This window comes from Pantoea sp. S18, from assembly GCF_045689705.1.
GTDB lineage: Bacteria > Pseudomonadota > Gammaproteobacteria > Enterobacterales > Enterobacteriaceae > Pantoea > Pantoea symbiotica.
Window position 1 is genome coordinate 51,418 of the sequence record NZ_CP142690.1, and the last position, 16,656, is coordinate 68,073.

General features: G+C 50.1%; 12 protein-coding genes and 1 pseudogene. 7 read left to right on the forward strand and 6 right to left on the reverse strand.

Going from position 1 to position 16,656, the window contains the following annotated elements:
- The first annotated feature begins 528 nt into the window (after positions 1 to 528).
- Both VIJ98_RS24700 and VIJ98_RS24705 read left to right on the forward strand, forming a co-directional pair.
- Positions 529 to 1,314 (forward strand): recombinase family protein, encoded by a 786-nt coding sequence (locus VIJ98_RS24700; protein ID WP_323275981.1) that lies wholly within the window; start codon positions 529 to 531, stop codon positions 1,312 to 1,314.
- Entirely contained in the window at positions 1,256 to 2,050 is a 795-nt protein-coding gene (locus VIJ98_RS24705; protein ID WP_323275983.1) for a zinc ribbon domain-containing protein, read from the forward strand. Before VIJ98_RS24700 ends, VIJ98_RS24705 begins: the two co-directional genes overlap by 59 nt.
- Before the next feature lie 305 nt (positions 2,051 to 2,355).
- Here the strand turns inward: VIJ98_RS24705 and VIJ98_RS24710 are convergent, their stop codons facing one another.
- Positions 2,356 to 3,102, reverse strand: coding sequence for a hypothetical protein (locus tag VIJ98_RS24710; protein ID WP_323275986.1), 747 nt, complete (start codon positions 3,100 to 3,102; stop codon positions 2,356 to 2,358).
- The gene (locus tag VIJ98_RS24715) at positions 3,095 to 4,285 is read right to left on the reverse strand and encodes an AAA family ATPase (RefSeq protein WP_323275988.1); all 1,191 of its coding nucleotides are present in this window, start codon (positions 4,283 to 4,285) and stop codon (positions 3,095 to 3,097) included. The genes VIJ98_RS24710 and VIJ98_RS24715 overlap by 8 nt, the downstream gene beginning before the upstream one ends.
- A 470-nt stretch (positions 4,286 to 4,755) precedes the next feature.
- Here VIJ98_RS24715 and VIJ98_RS24720 point away from each other — a divergent pair, with 470 nt between their 5' ends.
- Positions 4,756 to 5,040 carry a hypothetical protein gene (locus tag VIJ98_RS24720; protein WP_323275989.1) on the forward strand — a complete coding sequence of 95 codons (285 nt, stop codon included), beginning with the start codon at positions 4,756 to 4,758 and terminating at the stop codon, positions 5,038 to 5,040.
- A gap of 623 nt (positions 5,041 to 5,663) precedes the next feature.
- Complete coding sequence (locus tag VIJ98_RS24725) at positions 5,664 to 6,227, forward strand: hypothetical protein (protein WP_323275991.1); 564 nt, start codon at positions 5,664 to 5,666, stop codon at positions 6,225 to 6,227.
- A 394-nt stretch (positions 6,228 to 6,621) separates the two neighbouring features.
- Here VIJ98_RS24725 and VIJ98_RS24730 read toward each other — a convergent pair.
- Together VIJ98_RS24730 and VIJ98_RS24735 are read right to left on the reverse strand one after the other, a co-directional pair.
- A pseudogene (locus VIJ98_RS24730) lies at positions 6,622 to 7,257 on the reverse strand (transposase); the annotation flags it as partial.
- A gap of 623 nt (positions 7,258 to 7,880) precedes the next feature.
- On the reverse strand, positions 7,881 to 8,954 hold the full coding sequence (locus tag VIJ98_RS24735) for a RepB family plasmid replication initiator protein (protein WP_323275992.1): 1,074 nt from the start codon (positions 8,952 to 8,954) through the stop codon (positions 7,881 to 7,883).
- A 1,255-nt stretch (positions 8,955 to 10,209) separates the two neighbouring features.
- On the opposite strand from VIJ98_RS24735, the gene VIJ98_RS24740 reads away from it, so the two are divergent.
- The 3 genes from VIJ98_RS24740 to VIJ98_RS24750 all read left to right on the forward strand — a co-directional run bounded on the left by VIJ98_RS24740 (position 10,210) and on the right by VIJ98_RS24750 (position 13,176).
- Positions 10,210 to 10,815: a hypothetical protein gene (locus VIJ98_RS24740; RefSeq protein ID WP_323275994.1), complete on the forward strand. Its 606-nt coding sequence runs from the start codon at positions 10,210 to 10,212 to the stop codon at positions 10,813 to 10,815.
- A gap of 238 nt (positions 10,816 to 11,053) precedes the next feature.
- The gene (sopA, locus tag VIJ98_RS24745; protein WP_323275996.1) at positions 11,054 to 12,220 is read left to right on the forward strand and encodes a plasmid-partitioning protein SopA; all 1,167 of its coding nucleotides are present in this window, start codon (positions 11,054 to 11,056) and stop codon (positions 12,218 to 12,220) included.
- The gene (locus tag VIJ98_RS24750) at positions 12,220 to 13,176 is read left to right on the forward strand and encodes a ParB/RepB/Spo0J family plasmid partition protein (protein WP_323275998.1); all 957 of its coding nucleotides are present in this window, start codon (positions 12,220 to 12,222) and stop codon (positions 13,174 to 13,176) included. Before sopA ends, VIJ98_RS24750 begins: the two co-directional genes overlap by 1 nt.
- Positions 13,177 to 14,187: 1,011 nt before the next feature.
- On the opposite strand, the gene umuC is transcribed toward VIJ98_RS24750, so the two are convergent.
- Positions 14,188 to 15,459 (reverse strand): translesion error-prone DNA polymerase V subunit UmuC, encoded by a 1,272-nt coding sequence (gene umuC / locus VIJ98_RS24755; protein ID WP_323276000.1) that lies wholly within the window; start codon positions 15,457 to 15,459, stop codon positions 14,188 to 14,190.
- Between the two features lies 1 nt (position 15,460).
- Complete coding sequence (umuD, locus tag VIJ98_RS24760; RefSeq protein WP_323276002.1) at positions 15,461 to 15,901, reverse strand: translesion error-prone DNA polymerase V autoproteolytic subunit; 441 nt, start codon at positions 15,899 to 15,901, stop codon at positions 15,461 to 15,463.
- Positions 15,902 to 16,656 lie beyond the last annotated feature (755 nt).

The window sequence follows — 16,656 nt, forward strand, 5'->3', positions numbered from 1 at the left end:
GCCGTGCTCACAGGGACACAATGACTTTAATTTATGGCGTCCGGTCTGATTCGCATTTACATTTTGCTAGGTAAGTTGCTGCCGGAAATCCAGCTGGAGCCTGACGTCTGTACTTGTCCTGCTTCATTTTACGTTATAGTCACATCAAGGAATTAAGGCAATTACTTTACAATCCAGACTTACAGTTGTCTGTGATGTTCACCGAAAACCAAGTTCTTCTTTCGTCGTAAAGGGACCGTCAATTCTCTGAGGGAGCTGTCACCTATACCGACCATCTAAAAAATAACCCTCCGTAAAACCTCTCAGGAAACACCCTTATGGTGAAAGGGGGCGTAAGGATTACGCCGCGCGCCGGTAAAAATTCCTTCTTACCCGCGTTGATGTCTTTGGTGCGCTGCTGTTGAGGAAGTCAACGCAGCCTATGATACAAAAGCCGGCTGCGGGAGTGTAATAATGCGCCGTATGCGTATGTTGGCGCATTAGCCCCCCTGGAATTCACCCGTCTCAACGTTCTGCGTGGAGATCGTTATGAAAAGGGCGATTGCCTATCTGCGTTTTTCCTCATTGACACAGCTTCAGGGCGACTCCGTCCGCAGGCAGAAAAGGCTAATTGATGAATGGCTGAAACAACACACTGACTACTACCTCGATCCGGTGACGTTTGAGGACCTCGGACTCAGTGCCTGGCGCGGTGAGCATGCTGCCCGGGGCGCCTTCTCCGCGTTCATGGAGGCGGTGCAGCGTAACCTCATAGAAAGCGGCAGCGTGCTGCTTATCGAAAGCCTGGACAGGTTGTCGCGCGAAAAAATCGGCGATGCAACCGGTCGGCTACACGCAATTCTCAAGGCTGGGATCGATGTCGTGACGCTCAGCGACAGCACACATTACACTCGTGATTCCCTGGACGATCCTTTTGCCATCATCAGGGCTATCCTAATCGCTCAGCGCGCCAACGAAGAAAGCGAGATTAAGTTAAAACGTATGCGCGCAGCGTGGGCTGAAAAACGCAGGGAAGCGGCACAGAGTGGCCGCGTTATGACGGCCAAATGTCCTTACTGGCTCAGGGTTAATGACGCGCGTAACGGATTTGACATCCTGGAAGACCGGGCTGACATTATACGGCTGATTTTTCGCTTGCGCCTGGAGGGGCTGTCTTACGGAAGGATCTGCCGTGAGCTTAATGAGAGGGGCACTGAGAACCTCAGGGGCAGGGCCTCAAAATGGCATTCTGCTTCGGTCGAGCGCCTGATAAAAAATGAAATCCGTCATCGGGATCCTGCAGTCTTCCCGCCATATTACCGTTTCGGGCGTTAATGAAATTCCCGGCTATTACCCTGCAATCATTGAGAAAGACGATTTTGAGCGCGCCCAGCTGATAAATTATGAGCCTGAAAGCAGGAAAGACAGCAATTTCAATCCTTACCTTATAAACATATTCAGAAGTCTGATGCGCTGTAAGCAGTGCGGCCACTCCATTATTCTGTCCGGCATCTCGGCGAAAGGCTACGGCCACTATGTCTGCGCCATGCGCCGGGAAAACCGCTGTCAGTCGGCCTATCTCCGCCGGGATCTGACCGATCGTTTTCTCATATCAGGCCTGTTAAAAGGGGCATCAGGTATGGTAACCCGGCAGTCTGAGGCCAGCCGGCTGTCGGTTATGGCGTCACGAAGAGATGAACTGACCGGGAGGCTTCAGAACGTCATTACGGCCATTGAATACGCACATGATGTGGCCGAGCTGAGCGTGCGGGCAAAAGCGCTGTCGGCTGAAATCAGGCAGCTCGAGAGAGAGATGACATTGTCAGGCGGTGAGAAAAATATCAGAGCAGCAATCCCCGAAAACTGGATAAATATCGGTGAGCGCAAAGAATGGCAGCGGCTTGCCCGGAAAACGGTGCGCGTTATTAAAGTGGACGCGTTTGCAAAAACCTGTGATATATATCTCATCAATGGTATGAACATAATTAATTATCCGCTGGCGAGGTCGGTAGCGTGGTATGGTATTATGGATGCAATGGCCTGGTTGGGAGAAACCGAAATAATCCTGTGAACGTCCGGTAAGGTGTTTTTCCGGTCCGGATCACCTGTCATATACCTGTGTGCCGAAAAAATAACGTCAGGTGTTATCTGCCCTACCTGATGACATTCTCACTGCACTACGTTCATCCGCCCTCCTCATCTTTCTGAACGCCCGCTGTTTTCGCAGTACACTCTTTGCAGAGCGATGCGCTATCTTCTTTAAATCTGCGCTGCAAGGCATTCTCATTTTCTCTCCTGCACGGACACTGGATATTCTTTCATCTTTATCTTTCCAGTGCCAGGCATGCATCCAGAAGTGCCTGGACCTAAAATTATTTAGCGAATTTCCGGTAATCTGATAAGAAGGGCATTGTCATGGAGTTTTTGCATATGATCCGTCCAGATATCGTTTGCAATCATTGCTTCCCTAATTTGTATATAATCAGATGATCCATGTAGCACCGTCGCTGATACCGCTGAGAAGGAAGCTGTTTTCTGGCACTCTTCAAGAATTGCCTCAATTTTATTCTTTAAAATGTTTTTTCGCCTTACACTTGGTTCTTTCAAATAACTTTCCAGCCGGTATAAGGCATCATCTAAACTACTTTCGATAACATCTCCAGCTTTACATCGTGGTATGAACTTATGTTCTCTTTGGTTGAAGTTCAAAACCTCAACTGTCTGCACACCTAAATCAGTTTTCCCTCTAATTCTGTATCCTCTGATGAAGAGATGGTCTGAAGGTATCTCGTGACATGGATTTATTATAGGACTATTTACAACGTCATGGCTTTGTTTCGAACCATTGCAGTGTCGGCAGGAAGGTAGCAGATTTTCCCAGCTGATAACATCATCAGGATATTTTTTCTTATCTTTGAAATGTTCAACTTCATTATATGTGCTGGCTTCTTCGAGTATAACTTCACAGAATGCACATTTGCCGTGCCCCAACTTGAGACAACCAGATTTTACTTCAGGATGGTGCCATACGGCTTTCCCTGAGTCTTTAAATTCAATAGTAAGTGATTTAAGATCTTCACGTAGAAAAAACTCAGGTGTGAAATCCCTCTCAAGCTTAATCATTTTCTTCATCCCTTTCACGAATTGAAGTAAGACTTATTTTAAGCGACTTGCGAAGAACATTACTTTGGTGAAGTGCTTTATCAAGATGTTCATATATTTTGTGTGCACCATCATAGTCTTCTGAATCAATGCAATGCTCGAACTCATCAAGTTTTTTCTGCAAATCTCTGCTCAGAGTACTCTGCATGCCCATCACATCTAACAATACTTCCTCAATCGTCCATGCCGAATAACCCATCTCATTTTCGGGTAACTCTTTGAGGCGCACCAGACCATCTTGATCTGAAATCAAAGCAATAATCTGATTTGCGTTTGCATTTTGTACAACGTGTGGACTGTGCGTTGTTATGATAAACTGTGCTGAGGGAAAAGTTTTCGTCAAAGCCTCAGTAATTTTTGCCTGCCATTCAGGGTGTAAATGAAGTTCGATTTCATCAATAAGTATCACACCATCAAATTCTGGCGCATAAATATCCTCATCGCTATATCTTATTTCTATTTCCTTTATGATCCCTAGCAGTAAACTCATACAGGATTTAAAACCTGATGAGAGATATTCATACCATATTTCACCCGTAGGTGTGTTAACAAATATATCGTAAGTTCTGGGGTCTACACGGCTAAAGGAAAAATCTGGATTTAGAATTGATATGCATACTCTTGCAAGAGTAAGATTCCTAAGAGTATTAGGGCCATAGCCTCTATCAACTTTTTCAAACAGGGTGCGTTTTGCAAACCATTCTTTTATATTGTGTAAGTTAATACCTGTGTTCAATTGTTGAGATACTTCGCTTTCATCTAATCTCTTATCAGCATTAAGTGCCCCTAATAGCTGGTAGTCGAAGTTCCGCGTAGTATCAAATCTAAATAACTTTCTCTTATCAAATCCATCGTGTGAGTAATGGTTCAGCCAATCTTGTGGTAAATGTGTATTTACATCAACGCTCGGCGTGAAAGTTATATCTCTGTCCTGAACCTCAAGTGTTATATTCCCTCTTTCTGTAAGTACGTTTCTTTTTACCCGGTTAGTTCCACCATATAAAAAAGGGAAAGTTGCAGCCAATAATATTGTCGATTTGCCAATTCCGTTTGGGCCACAGATGATATTCATATCATCCCTGAATCTAACTCTGAGTGATTTAATTCCACCGACTCCATTAATATCAATTTTTTTGAGCTTCATACTTTCCCTGTCTTCTTTGCTTTTGCTACTAAGGATAAGCCCAATCTAATATATCTTTAATACAAATGTAAATGGATAACCATTTTCTGTCTTAGAACCAGTTTACTTTACTCTCGGGCGATTACATCACAGCCAGGCATCTATCCAAGAGTGCCTGGTATAGCTCTTGCCCCTCCTTTCCCGCCGGTTTCCCTTTTCCGTCAGCGGATTACGCAACGATTGGCTCACTTACCGGTCGCGATCCCCGCGACGTTTAATCTGCGCCGACCAGGTTATTCTCTGTATACGGGAGAAAAGCTGGAAAATCGATCAGGAACGGAGCTCCGTAGGATCGATTTATTCCCGTGGTTTTCGCTGGACAGACAGGGGGAAAATACGCTCAACCCCGCCTGGCAACGGAGATTAAAAGTTTGGGCACGTTACCCCTCGAACCGGCGCAGATTTCACGCTCCGGCGTCACATAACAGAATGTGTTCGGAACGGGCGCCGCGCGCTACTTTGACTACGAAAGCGCCGTGGCGCGGCGCAAACTGGCCGCCGCGTACGGCACCGACATGCCCCGCAACCTGCTGGCCCCCGAGGTGGCAGTGGTGCTCGCAAAGGTGACCGTTCTCCTCAAACGCCTGTTCATCGACGCGCTGTGGAACACCGGCGCCCGGCTCAATGAGATCCTGCCGTTAACCAGAGAGGACTTCGTGCTGGACGCCCCGTACACCGGCGCCCCGCTCGCCTCGCCGTTCGTGGTGCTGCTGTAGTGGTCTCAACGTACCATTTGACCCGGTGAGAAACCTCTCTCAGTCCCTCACGGCACTCCAGCGCATGGGAGAGCTTTCTGAAGCAGATCTCCTCTTTATCTGACCGATTAGCCGCGTTTTTGAACTCAATCAGCCGCAACGTGCCGGGGAAGGAAAAAGTACGTCACCCTGCGCCGTGTCTTCCGGCATCTGCTGCAGAAGGTTCACCTGGGCTGGGAGTACGTCTACCCCCAGCAGGGCCCCCACAGAAACGCTCAGCCCTTACAAGAAATTACCAATGACTACGTTCTCATAAAAGCTTCACTAAATGCTCATCCCCTGGATTTTTTGGCTGGCGGAGAGGTGCATTAATTTCACGCCGGATGTGACCTATCTCAGACAGAAAACCCGACGTATCTGTCGTCGAATATTGGCCTTTTATCAGAAATGATGATGGCTTTCAGAAAGGATTTCACGTTGCAGGCAACGTTTACACCAATGAGGAACTAAGTGAGATGCTGAAAGTAAACAAAGGGGCATATCTTCACCCTTTTGTGGAACGTACTTTTTCGTCAGAAATCATTAATCTTTAGTAAGACGAAGCCGATACCTGTTCATATTTATGAAATATGGAGCAGTGTCTTATGCCTTTCATGCGCCCCTTCAGCGCCTTTCTTGTATTTGTGCCAGCAGTGATGCTTGCCGGCTGTTCCGCCCTCCTGCCCCGTGACTATACCAACTATACCGGTCAGGATGCGGCAACTGTTTTTGCTCAGGACCCTGAAGGGTTTGTCGGTACTTTCTACCTTTCCGTGTATGAAAAGACAGGAACCTGCTTCGACAGAAAGGAGCGCTACGAGCTGGGTTCGAATATTCTTCCCTCTGAGGGAAGACTGATGTCCGCTAAAGTCAGGCCCGGCCAGCTGATGGCACTGCAACAGCTCTACTCCGCAGGCCAGTGGGCACTGGTTGACGGGAAAATGACGTACAATAAAGACGGATTTACCGAATCACGCTGGGTTTCATTTATCCCAGAACCTGGTAAACGTTATTTCCTGGATCCCGCCTTGGGGGCGAGGGAAATTCCGTCCGACTACCCGGTAACAGCTTACACCAAAGCTATCAGCATCTTTTCTGATTTCAAAACGCCCCTGAAACGGAACTGGGATCCCAAAAACCGTTGCCAGCATCTTATTGGTGGAAGCTGAAGAGAGTGACGTCTTCCGTATGACTTTCGCCAGGGCCTCGCGGATGTTCCGGTGTAGGGCCGGACCTCATCGCATCCCGGCCTTTTATACATCTCTTCAGCCCTGTCAGCACGTCCTCCCGGGTCAGCTGTACAACGAAAGGGTATTATTGACGCCAGTGGTGGTTTATTCAGAAGTCTTACACCAGGACTCGTATGCCTACATCCCATCCACACCGTATTGACACGCTTTTAAGTCGCTTCAGTTTCAACTTTGCAAAGAGACAGGGAAAATGAAGTGCTGCCGCTGAAGTCGCGCTCAAAAGAAGTCTTTAAACAGGACATTTATGCTGCCGTTTTCGTTAATCAGCCGCTACAGGACAGGCTCAATAAGCCGGGCCTGCTTGCGCATGATAGTTAGGAGTGATTACTGACGGACGTCTCCATGTTCCTCGCAGGATTTGATAGGCATGCACGGCCTTTCTTCTGTTATCCCGCATAATTTTCGCTACCCTGTTTTTACTGCATATCTCTCCGATTTCTCGCAGGTCACTGTAAACCCGCCGGGATCCATAAACGCCGCCACTCAGGGTATAAGAGTCGCATATAAGCGTGAGCAAGCGCTTATTATCCTGCTCTCCAGCTGATACCGAGCAGTGTAGTCAGACGTACAAATCGAAAAGTGCAACCTTCAAAACCCGTATCATCAGTGTGATCAACCAGACCTGACGGTGATCGTTAATGAAGTGGTACTTTAGTCTGGGCCCCTTTCAAAGTAACGCGCCTCCTTTTTCAGGATATCCCGCTCCTCCTCAGTTCGCTTGAGCTGTGTTTTCGGTCGGAGGGTCTGCGTCCAGACATCCAGCAGATCCTGAGCCTGGTGCCCGCCGGCAGCAGGTTTTATGGAACGAACACATGTGTAAAGGGTATGTTGCGAGACGCCAGGACGTTCAGCAACGTCAGCGACGGAATAAGCCCCGCTCGGTGATCTGGTGGACAACTTCTTCTCTAAACTCAGGGGTAAATCGTGGTGGGCCATAGACTCCGACGATGCTCAAAATATTGAGTAGAGTTGTCTATGGGACCAGGGTGACTCCACTTGTGAGTAGTAACTCGTAATTAGCATTGACCGCTATAGAGAGTAACGACTGCTGTAGTGAGTAGTTGGAACGGAGATCTACGATGACCGCTATAGCGAGTAAGTGGTAATGACTGCTGTGATGAGTATTAGTAGAATATAAAGACTCGATTCCAAATAGATAGCTGTATATCAACTGAAGTCCCTGATGGAAATATAAAAAGTTAGTGATCACTAACACCCATTGTAACAAGGGATTGAAGGTTAGTGATCACCAGGGTGCTGTGCAAAACGTTAACCATACGATGTAATGCCTACTCGCTACAGCAGTCATACCCAACCATACATTTATCGGCGTTTCCTCACTATAGCGGTTGGTGTTGATGCGAGATAAAAGACTGCTATAGAGAGAGGAGTTCAATTCAACCCTCCGACAATTCGATCAAATGACCGCTGTAGTGAGAGTGATGACGGTCACAGTTATGGCGCACATAAAGACCGCTATAGCGAGTGAGCTTCTCACTACAGCGGTCATTGTTATCTAGAATATAAAAAAGGCACTCATGGTTGAGTGCCCTCTCCTGTCATTTTTTGACGTTACTTCTTCTTGCTCTTCCTGATGGTTTCCAGCATAGCCAGCTCTTCCTCTGACAACATGACCATCTTGCCGGCAGCTTCCTTCTTGGCTTTAGGAGCTGCTCTCGGCTTCACGGGCTTCTTAGCCGGAGCAATTTCATTGTCATTATCCAATTCATCATCTTCAAGTTCCGGAAGACTGATTGGGATGTTTGCAGGCCTAAGCTTAGGTTGCCGATAGTGGATCGAGAAGTAGATCGTTGATCCTCGTTTGAACTCTGTGTAATCGAGATACCCAATCTCTTTAAGCTGCTCCATTGCCCTTCTGACGGTGGCATATTGGGTATTAGGCCGCGAGGTCAAATTTAAGCGCGCCTGAAGGCGCTGCATGGACACCGGGGCGGGATCTGGGGGTAAGCTCTCGATGAAGGTGTAAAGTGCCTGTGCAGACTCCTTACGCGCTAATTCGTTGATAGCTCGGAGCTGAAGCAACACCTTGCGATCAAATTGATAGAGTTCAAAGATCTTAGGATCGGCTTGCAGGGTCACAGTGTCATTCTTAACACTGTATTTTGCTGACTGAACCAGGTGCGTCACGTAGTACTCACCCTCTTTGTTGGCAAAGTGGATGGTATTCGTTGCGATGCGTGTCAGAGAGGCCTCCAGACGCGCTCTAAGCTTCGCAGACGAGCGTAATGATGGAATACCGCAGAGTTTAGCGAAATCAACGAAGGGAAGCGTTACGCTATCTCCCAGCACTTTATATTTCGCAAAGGCATGAATGATCCCGACCCATGCTTTGAAGTCGTTATCCATATCAAGACGTGCACCGGTGATCTTGATATTTTCATACCCTTCCGCCTTTACGATCGTTAGCTGTTTCAGCTCATCGGTGACGTCCATGGAAGACATCTGATTTTTACGACCGTTTGCGGTTGATTTTAATGTGGGGACGAACAGCCCCAGCCTCATCAACGCAACAGGCTGAACAGTATTATTACTGTTAGGCGTGAGGTGAACAACTTCACCAGTTCGTTTGTCCGTTTCACTGAATGCTTCAGCTATCAGATTGATTTCTTGTTCTTTTTTCGGCATTTGGAAAATCCGTGATTTGAACAAGCGATAGTCGCCGTTACTCGTTACAGTGGATACTATCACTCACTACAGCGGTTATTCTACTCACTATAGCGGTTTAATTACTCTCTATAGTAGTCTTTTTACTCTCTATAGCAGTCAGCGATCATAGTTAGAACCAATACTATCAAGGCTTCACAGGGTGAAGGGATCTGTTAGGAACATTTAGGGCCTAGTAAGGATCTGTTACTGAATCTATCCAGTTGATAACTTCAAAACCAATTTACTGCTCATTTCGGATGCTATTTTCGGTGCATAACTATTTTAAACCTCAGGCACAGGCAATCTAACTATTGAGTAAGGGCCAGTGGCGACAAAGGATTGTTCTAAATAAAAACAAAATGACTTATTAACAAGCAAATCAGCCCGTTACTCACTATAGCGGTCATCACCCGCTCTCTTCATGAGTCATTGGTACTCTCCATAGCGGTCAAGTTGCTTGCTATAAAGGTCATTATGCTCACTACAGCAGTCACTGATAGGCGTTTTATCCAATAGCAGCAAGGGTTGCGGCGCTACCGGGATCTATTTAGGATCTCAATGGGATCATACTAGGATCAAGTTATTGGATCTGACCTGTGGATAATGTGGAAAAACGCACAAAAAAGTGTTCTTAGAGCATCATGTCAAATATGCGCAATACGATATCTAAATCCTTGAAAATAGCCCCGCTAGAAGTACGATCATCGTATTAAACTTGCGATTACTGACGAGTGAACTGTGAATTGGAACTTTTTACCCTGTAAAAGCGTACCCACTGAACTGTTGCTGATCTGTCAGCAAAGCTGGAGAGAGCCAAGGTTACAAGTTCTTAATTCAGATGTGAACATAGCGGTTTGATACACAGAAGGGTCAGACTAACGTTTAGCCTAGACACCTTCTGACCGCTATAGTGAGAGACTGACCATTATGGCGAGAAAATAATTTGATTCCATTGGCTTAGATGGCGCAGCATCCGTTGTTCAAACGAGCCACTACGCGCCATAAGACTGCTGTAGTGAGTAGGTTACTCACCATAGTAGTCATTGAGATTAAACTAATAGATCTTTTTTTTCTTTTCTAATCGCTTCTAAAACTAATGTGTATCCCAAATTTCGTTGTCAGGCGGGACTTACTCCATGATTTACATAAAAGTGGTGGAGTATGTAGCATAAATTGGCTAGCCAAAATCACGAATAAGTAAAGTATAAAGTTCGTTCATGGCTGCTCATTACCAATGGCTAAAGCCTTGTCTTCAGGCAGGACCGTCGACGGAGACAACTACTATCTGCTTCATGTCAAAGTCGTGTGTAATAAAGGTCTTGATGAATCGACCTATCTTCAACTCATCTTTAATATTAAGATCAACAAGCACCGTCAAGACGAAACGTCGCTACGTGAATTCTGGGAAAGTATCGGGGCCATTCCCCTGCAGAATTCACGCACCGTCGTCAGACATACACCGAGTCTTATAACGCTTCCCACCCTGAGCACCCTCGCCGCCACGGCCCCGTTGACCGCACTGCCGGACTTCGGGTGGACGCTGGCGCGACTTTCGGCTCAACAAGACCATCCCCCGCACGTGGTGATCCGCACCGCCAGGCAGCGGCGGGGGAAGAGCGCCAACCGCGTGGTGCCTCTCTCCGATCCGGCCTACGTTGACGAGATGAGAACGCTGTTTCCGTGCACCAGGAAGGAGTTGGAAGCGGACACGGAGATCGGCGAGCGCTGCGCCCTGCCCGTCTGGACCGTCTCCGACCGCACGGTGCGTAACTGGCTGACCCAGCTGTGGACTGCCCAGCGCATAGTGGTATTCGGCTCAGCACCGAGGTGTATAGGATAGTTTTTACGCTGGACATGGCCGCCGGGCAGCAGGTGCGGTTCTGGATACCGGTGCGGCAGCTGCTATGCGCGACGCCCGCGCCCTAACGGGCGATGCCGTAGTGAGGCAGACATACGGCACCGGTCTGGGGGTAAATTTAGAAACTTTGCACTCAGTGCCGCTATTTGCAAGTTTGGTATTGCTTTGCAATAAACATCAAGATTTAATGTGTTGATGCAAAGTTAATAAGGAGAAGTGTGTGGGACTGATGAATACGCTCGACCAGTGTATCGCCGCCGGACATGAAATGACCCGGGCGATTGCCGTAGCGCAGTTTAACGACGACAGCCCGGAGGCACGGAAGATCACGCGTCGCTGGCGCGTCGGCGAAGCGGCCGATCTGATTGGCGTATCGCCTCAGGCTATCCGCGACGCCGAAAAGGCCGGGCGGCTGCCCTACCCCGATCTGGAGATGCGCGGACGGGTGGAGCAGCGCGTGGGCTATACCATCGAGCAGATCAATCATATGAGGGATGTTTTCGGGACCCGCCTGCGCCGGCCCGATGAAAGTATCCCTCCCGTAATTGGCGTGGCCGCGCACAAAGGCGGCGTCTATAAAACCTCCGTGTCGGTTCACTTGGCGCAGGATCTCGCGCTAAAGGGCCTGCGGGTGCTGCTGGTTGAAGGGAACGATCCTCAGGGAACGGCTTCCATGTATCACGGCTGGGTGCCCGACCTGCACATTCACGCCGAAGATACGCTGCTGCCCTTTTACCTCGGTGAGCGTGATGACGCCTTCTATGCCATCCGGCCGACCTGCTGGCCGGGGCTGGATATAATTCCGTCCTGCCTGGCGCTGCACCGTATTGAAACCGAACTCATGGGACGCTACGACGAGGGCAAGCTGCCCACCGAGCCCCACATGATGCTCCGGCTCGCCATCGAGTCGGTGGCACAGGACTATGACGTGGTCGTTATCGACAGCGCACCAAACCTCGGGATCGGGACCATCAACGTGGTGTGCGCGGCCGACGTGCTTATCGTGCCTACGCCTGCCGAGCTCTTTGACTACACCTCTGCCCTGCAGTTCTTTGACATGCTCCGCGACCTGCTGAAAAACGTCGACCTGCAGGGGTTTGAGCCGGACGTCAGGATCCTGCTCACCAAATACAGCAACAATAACGGCTCGCAGTCGCCGTGGATGGAAGAGCAGATCCGTGACGCTTGGGGCGGCATGGTGCTCAAAAACGTCGTTCGCGAAACCGATGAGGTAGGTAAAGGACAAATAAGGATGCGCACAGTGTTTGAGCAGGCCATCGACCAGCGCTCTTCCACTGGCGCGTGGCGAAACGCGCTGGCCATCTGGGAGCCCGTCTGCAACGAAATCTTTGACCGTCTGATTAAGCCGCGCTGGGAGATCCGCTGATGAAACGTGCACCCATTATTCCAAAAACATCGCCCTCTTCTTCTGCGGCAGTTCCGTCCGCCGCGCCTGCTGCCCCGATGGTGGATTCGCTGATAGCCCGCGTTGGCAGTATGACCAAAGGAAATTCGATTGTCCTGCCCGTGTGCGGACGGGACGTTAAGTTTACCCTGGAAACCGTGCCAGCCGGTCAAGTCGAAGAGTCCACCCGAGTCTGGGGCGGAAACGAGCGTGTGCAGGCGTTTCTGACGGAAGACGCCCTTGACGATCTCATCCCCTCCTTCCAGCTGAACGGCCAGCAGAACCCGGCGTTTGGTCGTCAGGTGAAGGACGGGATAGAAGTGGCCGACGGCAGCCGCCGCCGTATGACGGCCATCCTGACGTCGTCTGAATATCGCGTGCTGACGGGCGATCTGGACGATGAACAGATGGACGCACTGTGCAAGCTCGGCAATGATTACCGGCCCACCAGCGCGTATGAACGCGGCAGGCGCTACGCGATGCGGCTGGAAAAAGAGTTTGCGAATAACATCTCGGCGCTCGCCAATGCGGAAGGCATTTCCCGTAAAGTCATTACACGCTGCGTCAACACATCAAAGCTGCCTCATGACGTGCTCTCGCTTTTCTCGCATCCGGGTGAGCTTTCAGCCAGAGCGGGTGATCAGTTATTTAAGGCATTTGAGGGCAAAGAAGCTTTGCTGGATGAACAGGCGCAGACCCTGATGGCAGGCCGCAAAAACGGCCTGCTTTATGATTCAGAAGAGATCCTGCAGGAACTGAATAAGGCGCTGTCGAAAAACGCCCCTTTAGTTCGGGAGCCTGCCATTAAGAAAGATTTTGCGCCTGGTGCCTCGGCCCAGTATAAGGGGAATAAGGTGTTATTCAGTCTTGATAAAACCAAGGTCCCTGAGTCACTTATTGCCCGGTTTGAAGAACTGCTGACACAACTGCAGCCCTGATGATTTTGCTGGGACCACGGTCCCAGCACAGGAACGTCGTTTACACCTGGGACCGTGGTCCCAGCCTCTTTAAGCATGCAATCCACTGCTCCGGATAATATTCGGCGCTGTACAGTCAGTGGCGACATACCTCTTCCCTCCCTGGGACCGCGGTCCCAGTCTGCATTCCGGCCGCCCTTCTCATGCCCCGGCACCCGCTTCAGACTTTCTTTTCATGTTCCTGCTGCTGAGCACAACACGTTATTGTTCAGGTCACCGTTACCCTGATCCAAATTATTGCCCTTCTTTGTGAATCCCGGAACATGATCGGCGCCTGGCTGGGACCACGGTCCCAGCCAGGCATCGCGCATTTTTCCCTGCCGTGGATGGATACCCGACATATCCCCGATAAGGATAATTATCTTAGCGTCTGTATTGTGATCGAATCATCACTTGGGCATCAACATGTCAGTCATGCTTGATTGTGTCTGGGACCGTGGTCCCAGTTCGCAGGTAGGCTTCACGGTAAGTCTTTCCGGCTAGTAAAAAGAGGTTTTTTGACCGAGGGGCCGGGATATAACTTTTCCCCGCTGCGGCGACGGAGTCCGGGTTCCCACATGCGGATTATTTGGATATACCATTCAGCCTGCATGTCGATCATAGCCGGGGAACGATTCACATAATGGAGCAGCCATCACCTGTTGCCATTGGTCTGCGACACAACGTACGACGGATGGTTAAGCCGTCAGTTATCCAGTGACAGAGCCATGTCTTGTTGGTGAACGCGGCGACAGTATGTAACGGCTCTCTTGCTGGGACCGCGGTCCCAGATAAATAAAAGCCGATCTCATTTCCGGATGCCGCTCTCCAGTTCAACAATTCTGGAGGAATATATGCTGAATCGTCCCGGCACCTGATGTTTGCCCAGGTGGTAAACGGTGGTGTCAACCCGTGACAGCCCGCCTGGGACCGCGGTCCCAGTTACCAGAGCACGGTGACTTTGGTTGATCGATTCGTCAGGAGGCTCGCTACCTAACAGACTTTTGCCACAGGGATCTGCTCCCAGTTTGTTGTCCATGCCTGACTGAGCATCTCCCGCTTCATCCTCCATTCTGGCTGGATACCTTTACCGGCAAACCCAATGTTGTATCGTCCTTTCCTGTTCATTTTATCCATCAGATTCATCAGCGCCTCACTGCCGGGACGCGGTGTTTCTTCATCGAAAAGATTGAGTTGTGCAATGCCGTTCGGTCTCAGCTCATCTAGCATGATGCCAGCTTTTGCGTAACGTAAGCCGGGCCGCCAGATAGTATCGAGCGACTTTACGGCGGCCTCAATAATGTCACGAGTGTCCTGAGTGCCGACCCGCAGCCTGACATACGCCGTGCTGGCGTAAGCGGGCTGCCCGGTATCAAAGGGTGACGTGCGGATAAAAACTGACACGTGATGGCAGAACTGCCGATCAGCACGCAGCTTTTCGCCAACGCGTTCTGCGTAGGTACATATAGCCTGGCGCATCGCATCATAGGTTGTAATACGTTCTCCGAAACTGCGGCTGACAACGATTTGCTGCTTTGGCGGAGGGGCATCCTCCATCTCAATGCAGGCTTCGCCTTTGAGTTCCCGCACGGTCCTTTCCATCACGACGCTGAAGTTTTTACGGATGAAAACAGGGGAGGTGCGGGCGAGATCGAGCGCGGTTTTAATGCCTAGAAGATTAAGTCGCTTGCTTATCCTGGAGCCAACACCCCAGACTTCTTCAACCGGCTGTCGGGAAAGCATCGCCTCTATGCGCCCGGGGTTATCGGGCGTTAATGCCAGCACGCCGTGAAACTGAGGCCATTCCTTGCTCGCCCACTGGGCAGATTTTGCGAGCGTTTTCGTTGGCGCCAGCCCACATCCCACCGTCAGGCCGGTGCACTGAAGGACGTGGGCACGGATCATTCTGCCAAAGTTTTCATAGGTCATTGTCAGATCTATCCCCCGGCAGTCACAGAATCCTTCGTCGACGGAGTAAACCTCCAGCCGGGGAACCATCTCCTCAATACAGGACATCACGCGCGTGCTCATGGAATGATAAAGGGCGTAATTACTGGAGAAAAAGTGGATCTTCTCGGGGTACTGCTGGTTCTTAATTTTGAACCAAGGTTCGCCCATCTTAATGTATTTCTTAGCCTCTTTACTGCGAGCGATTACGCAACCGTCGTTATTTGAAAGAATGCAGACAGGTGCATTCCTCAGTGATGGCTGGAATGCTTTCTCTACGCTCGCGTAAAACGAGTTCACATCGATCAGGCCAAACACGTCAGTTTCTCCGACGCGTCGTATGAACAAAATGGATCACGACGCCAAAGATCTGAAGCGTCTCAGGGTCAGGAGTAATGACCGGATAGGCAGGATTCATGGGCTGAAGGACCGGGCCGTGCGACTTTATGAGCAGGCGCTTGACGGTAAACTCACCAAAGACCTCCGCAATAACAACGTCGCCGTGCTCTGGTTTCAGTGAACGATCAACGATAAGCAGGTCGCCATCGTACAGTCCGATATCCTGCATGCTGTTACCCTCAGCCCGCAGAAAGAAAGTGCTTGAGCGATGGGCTATCAGATGTTCATTGAGGTCCAGCTCCTGTTCAGCATAATCCTGGCAGGGGGACGGGAACCCGCAGGGCACGCGCTCCAGAAAAAGTGGACGGAAGCTGGGGGGCGGATTTTGTGCCGGATTAATAAGCCTGAGGGTGTGAAACATAATCAAATTTCCTGCCAGTGTGCTGTATATAATTACAGTAGTATTAACTGACTTTAACCACGGCGCAAGATGCTGCGGGCAGGGGAGGGGGGATAATTTTCACGAGCCCTGAAATGTCTCATGTTATTGCGCACTGAGTGTTCAAAAAATCACCATGATGCTTCGGCCTTCCGTCAGCGGACGATGCAGCAGATTATCCACAGCTTTCTTAGCTGTATGTGCAGCGCAGATGTGGATAATCCTCCTCTTTAATTCGACTCCGGATTGGTTGACTCCTTTTACCGGCTGCATATTCGGTGAGCTTCTGCGGTGTATTGTTAAAGGTTTTGCATAAGGGGCAGGTTTGTAGCCCGCCTCTCTCGATTATCTCACTTCACGTATCCCTGCACGGCACTGTCGGGCGCATATAAACCTGAACCCTGACGGCTGACTTTACTCACAGTTGGCCGGAGGCGCGCACGCCTTCCGGTTCACTACCGCGTCACCCCGGTTCCCAGATAACCGCGGCGGCCAGACTTCCCACCGCTCTGAGGTGCAACGTCGTTTGGCTGCCGCTCAGCCACCGTTGCCGCTGCATCATGCTGTTCATTCCTTCAGTCATCACCGTTTAAGTCCTTTCTCAGGGGCTGAGACAAGCACAGGCGACCTGGTCGTCCAGGATGGGATGAACGCCGGGAAAATTTTTGTCCGGCCACTGCGTTAGACCAGAAAAAAATGTCCCCGGCGCCCCGGACGCCTGCCATCCCCCGCGCTGG

Excerpts from the sequence above, each read along its gene's own strand:
- VIJ98_RS24750 (WP_323275998.1), top strand. The coding sequence starts at position 12,220 with ATGAAACGTGCACCCATTATTCCAAAAACATCGCCCTCTTCTTCTGCG.
- VIJ98_RS24740 (WP_323275994.1), top strand. The coding sequence starts at position 10,210 with ATGGCTAAAGCCTTGTCTTCAGGCAGGACCGTCGACGGAGACAACTAC.
- VIJ98_RS24705 (WP_323275983.1), top strand. The coding sequence starts at position 1,256 with ATGAAATCCGTCATCGGGATCCTGCAGTCTTCCCGCCATATTACCGTT.
- VIJ98_RS24735 (WP_323275992.1), bottom strand. The coding sequence starts at position 8,954 with ATGCCGAAAAAAGAACAAGAAATCAATCTGATAGCTGAAGCATTCAGT.
- VIJ98_RS24715 (WP_323275988.1), bottom strand. The coding sequence starts at position 4,285 with ATGAAGCTCAAAAAAATTGATATTAATGGAGTCGGTGGAATTAAATCA.
- VIJ98_RS24710 (WP_323275986.1), bottom strand. The coding sequence starts at position 3,102 with ATGATTAAGCTTGAGAGGGATTTCACACCTGAGTTTTTTCTACGTGAA.
- VIJ98_RS24700 (WP_323275981.1), top strand. The coding sequence starts at position 529 with ATGAAAAGGGCGATTGCCTATCTGCGTTTTTCCTCATTGACACAGCTT.
- umuD (WP_323276002.1), bottom strand. The coding sequence starts at position 15,901 with ATGTTTCACACCCTCAGGCTTATTAATCCGGCACAAAATCCGCCCCCC.
- VIJ98_RS24725 (WP_323275991.1), top strand. The coding sequence starts at position 5,664 with ATGCCTTTCATGCGCCCCTTCAGCGCCTTTCTTGTATTTGTGCCAGCA.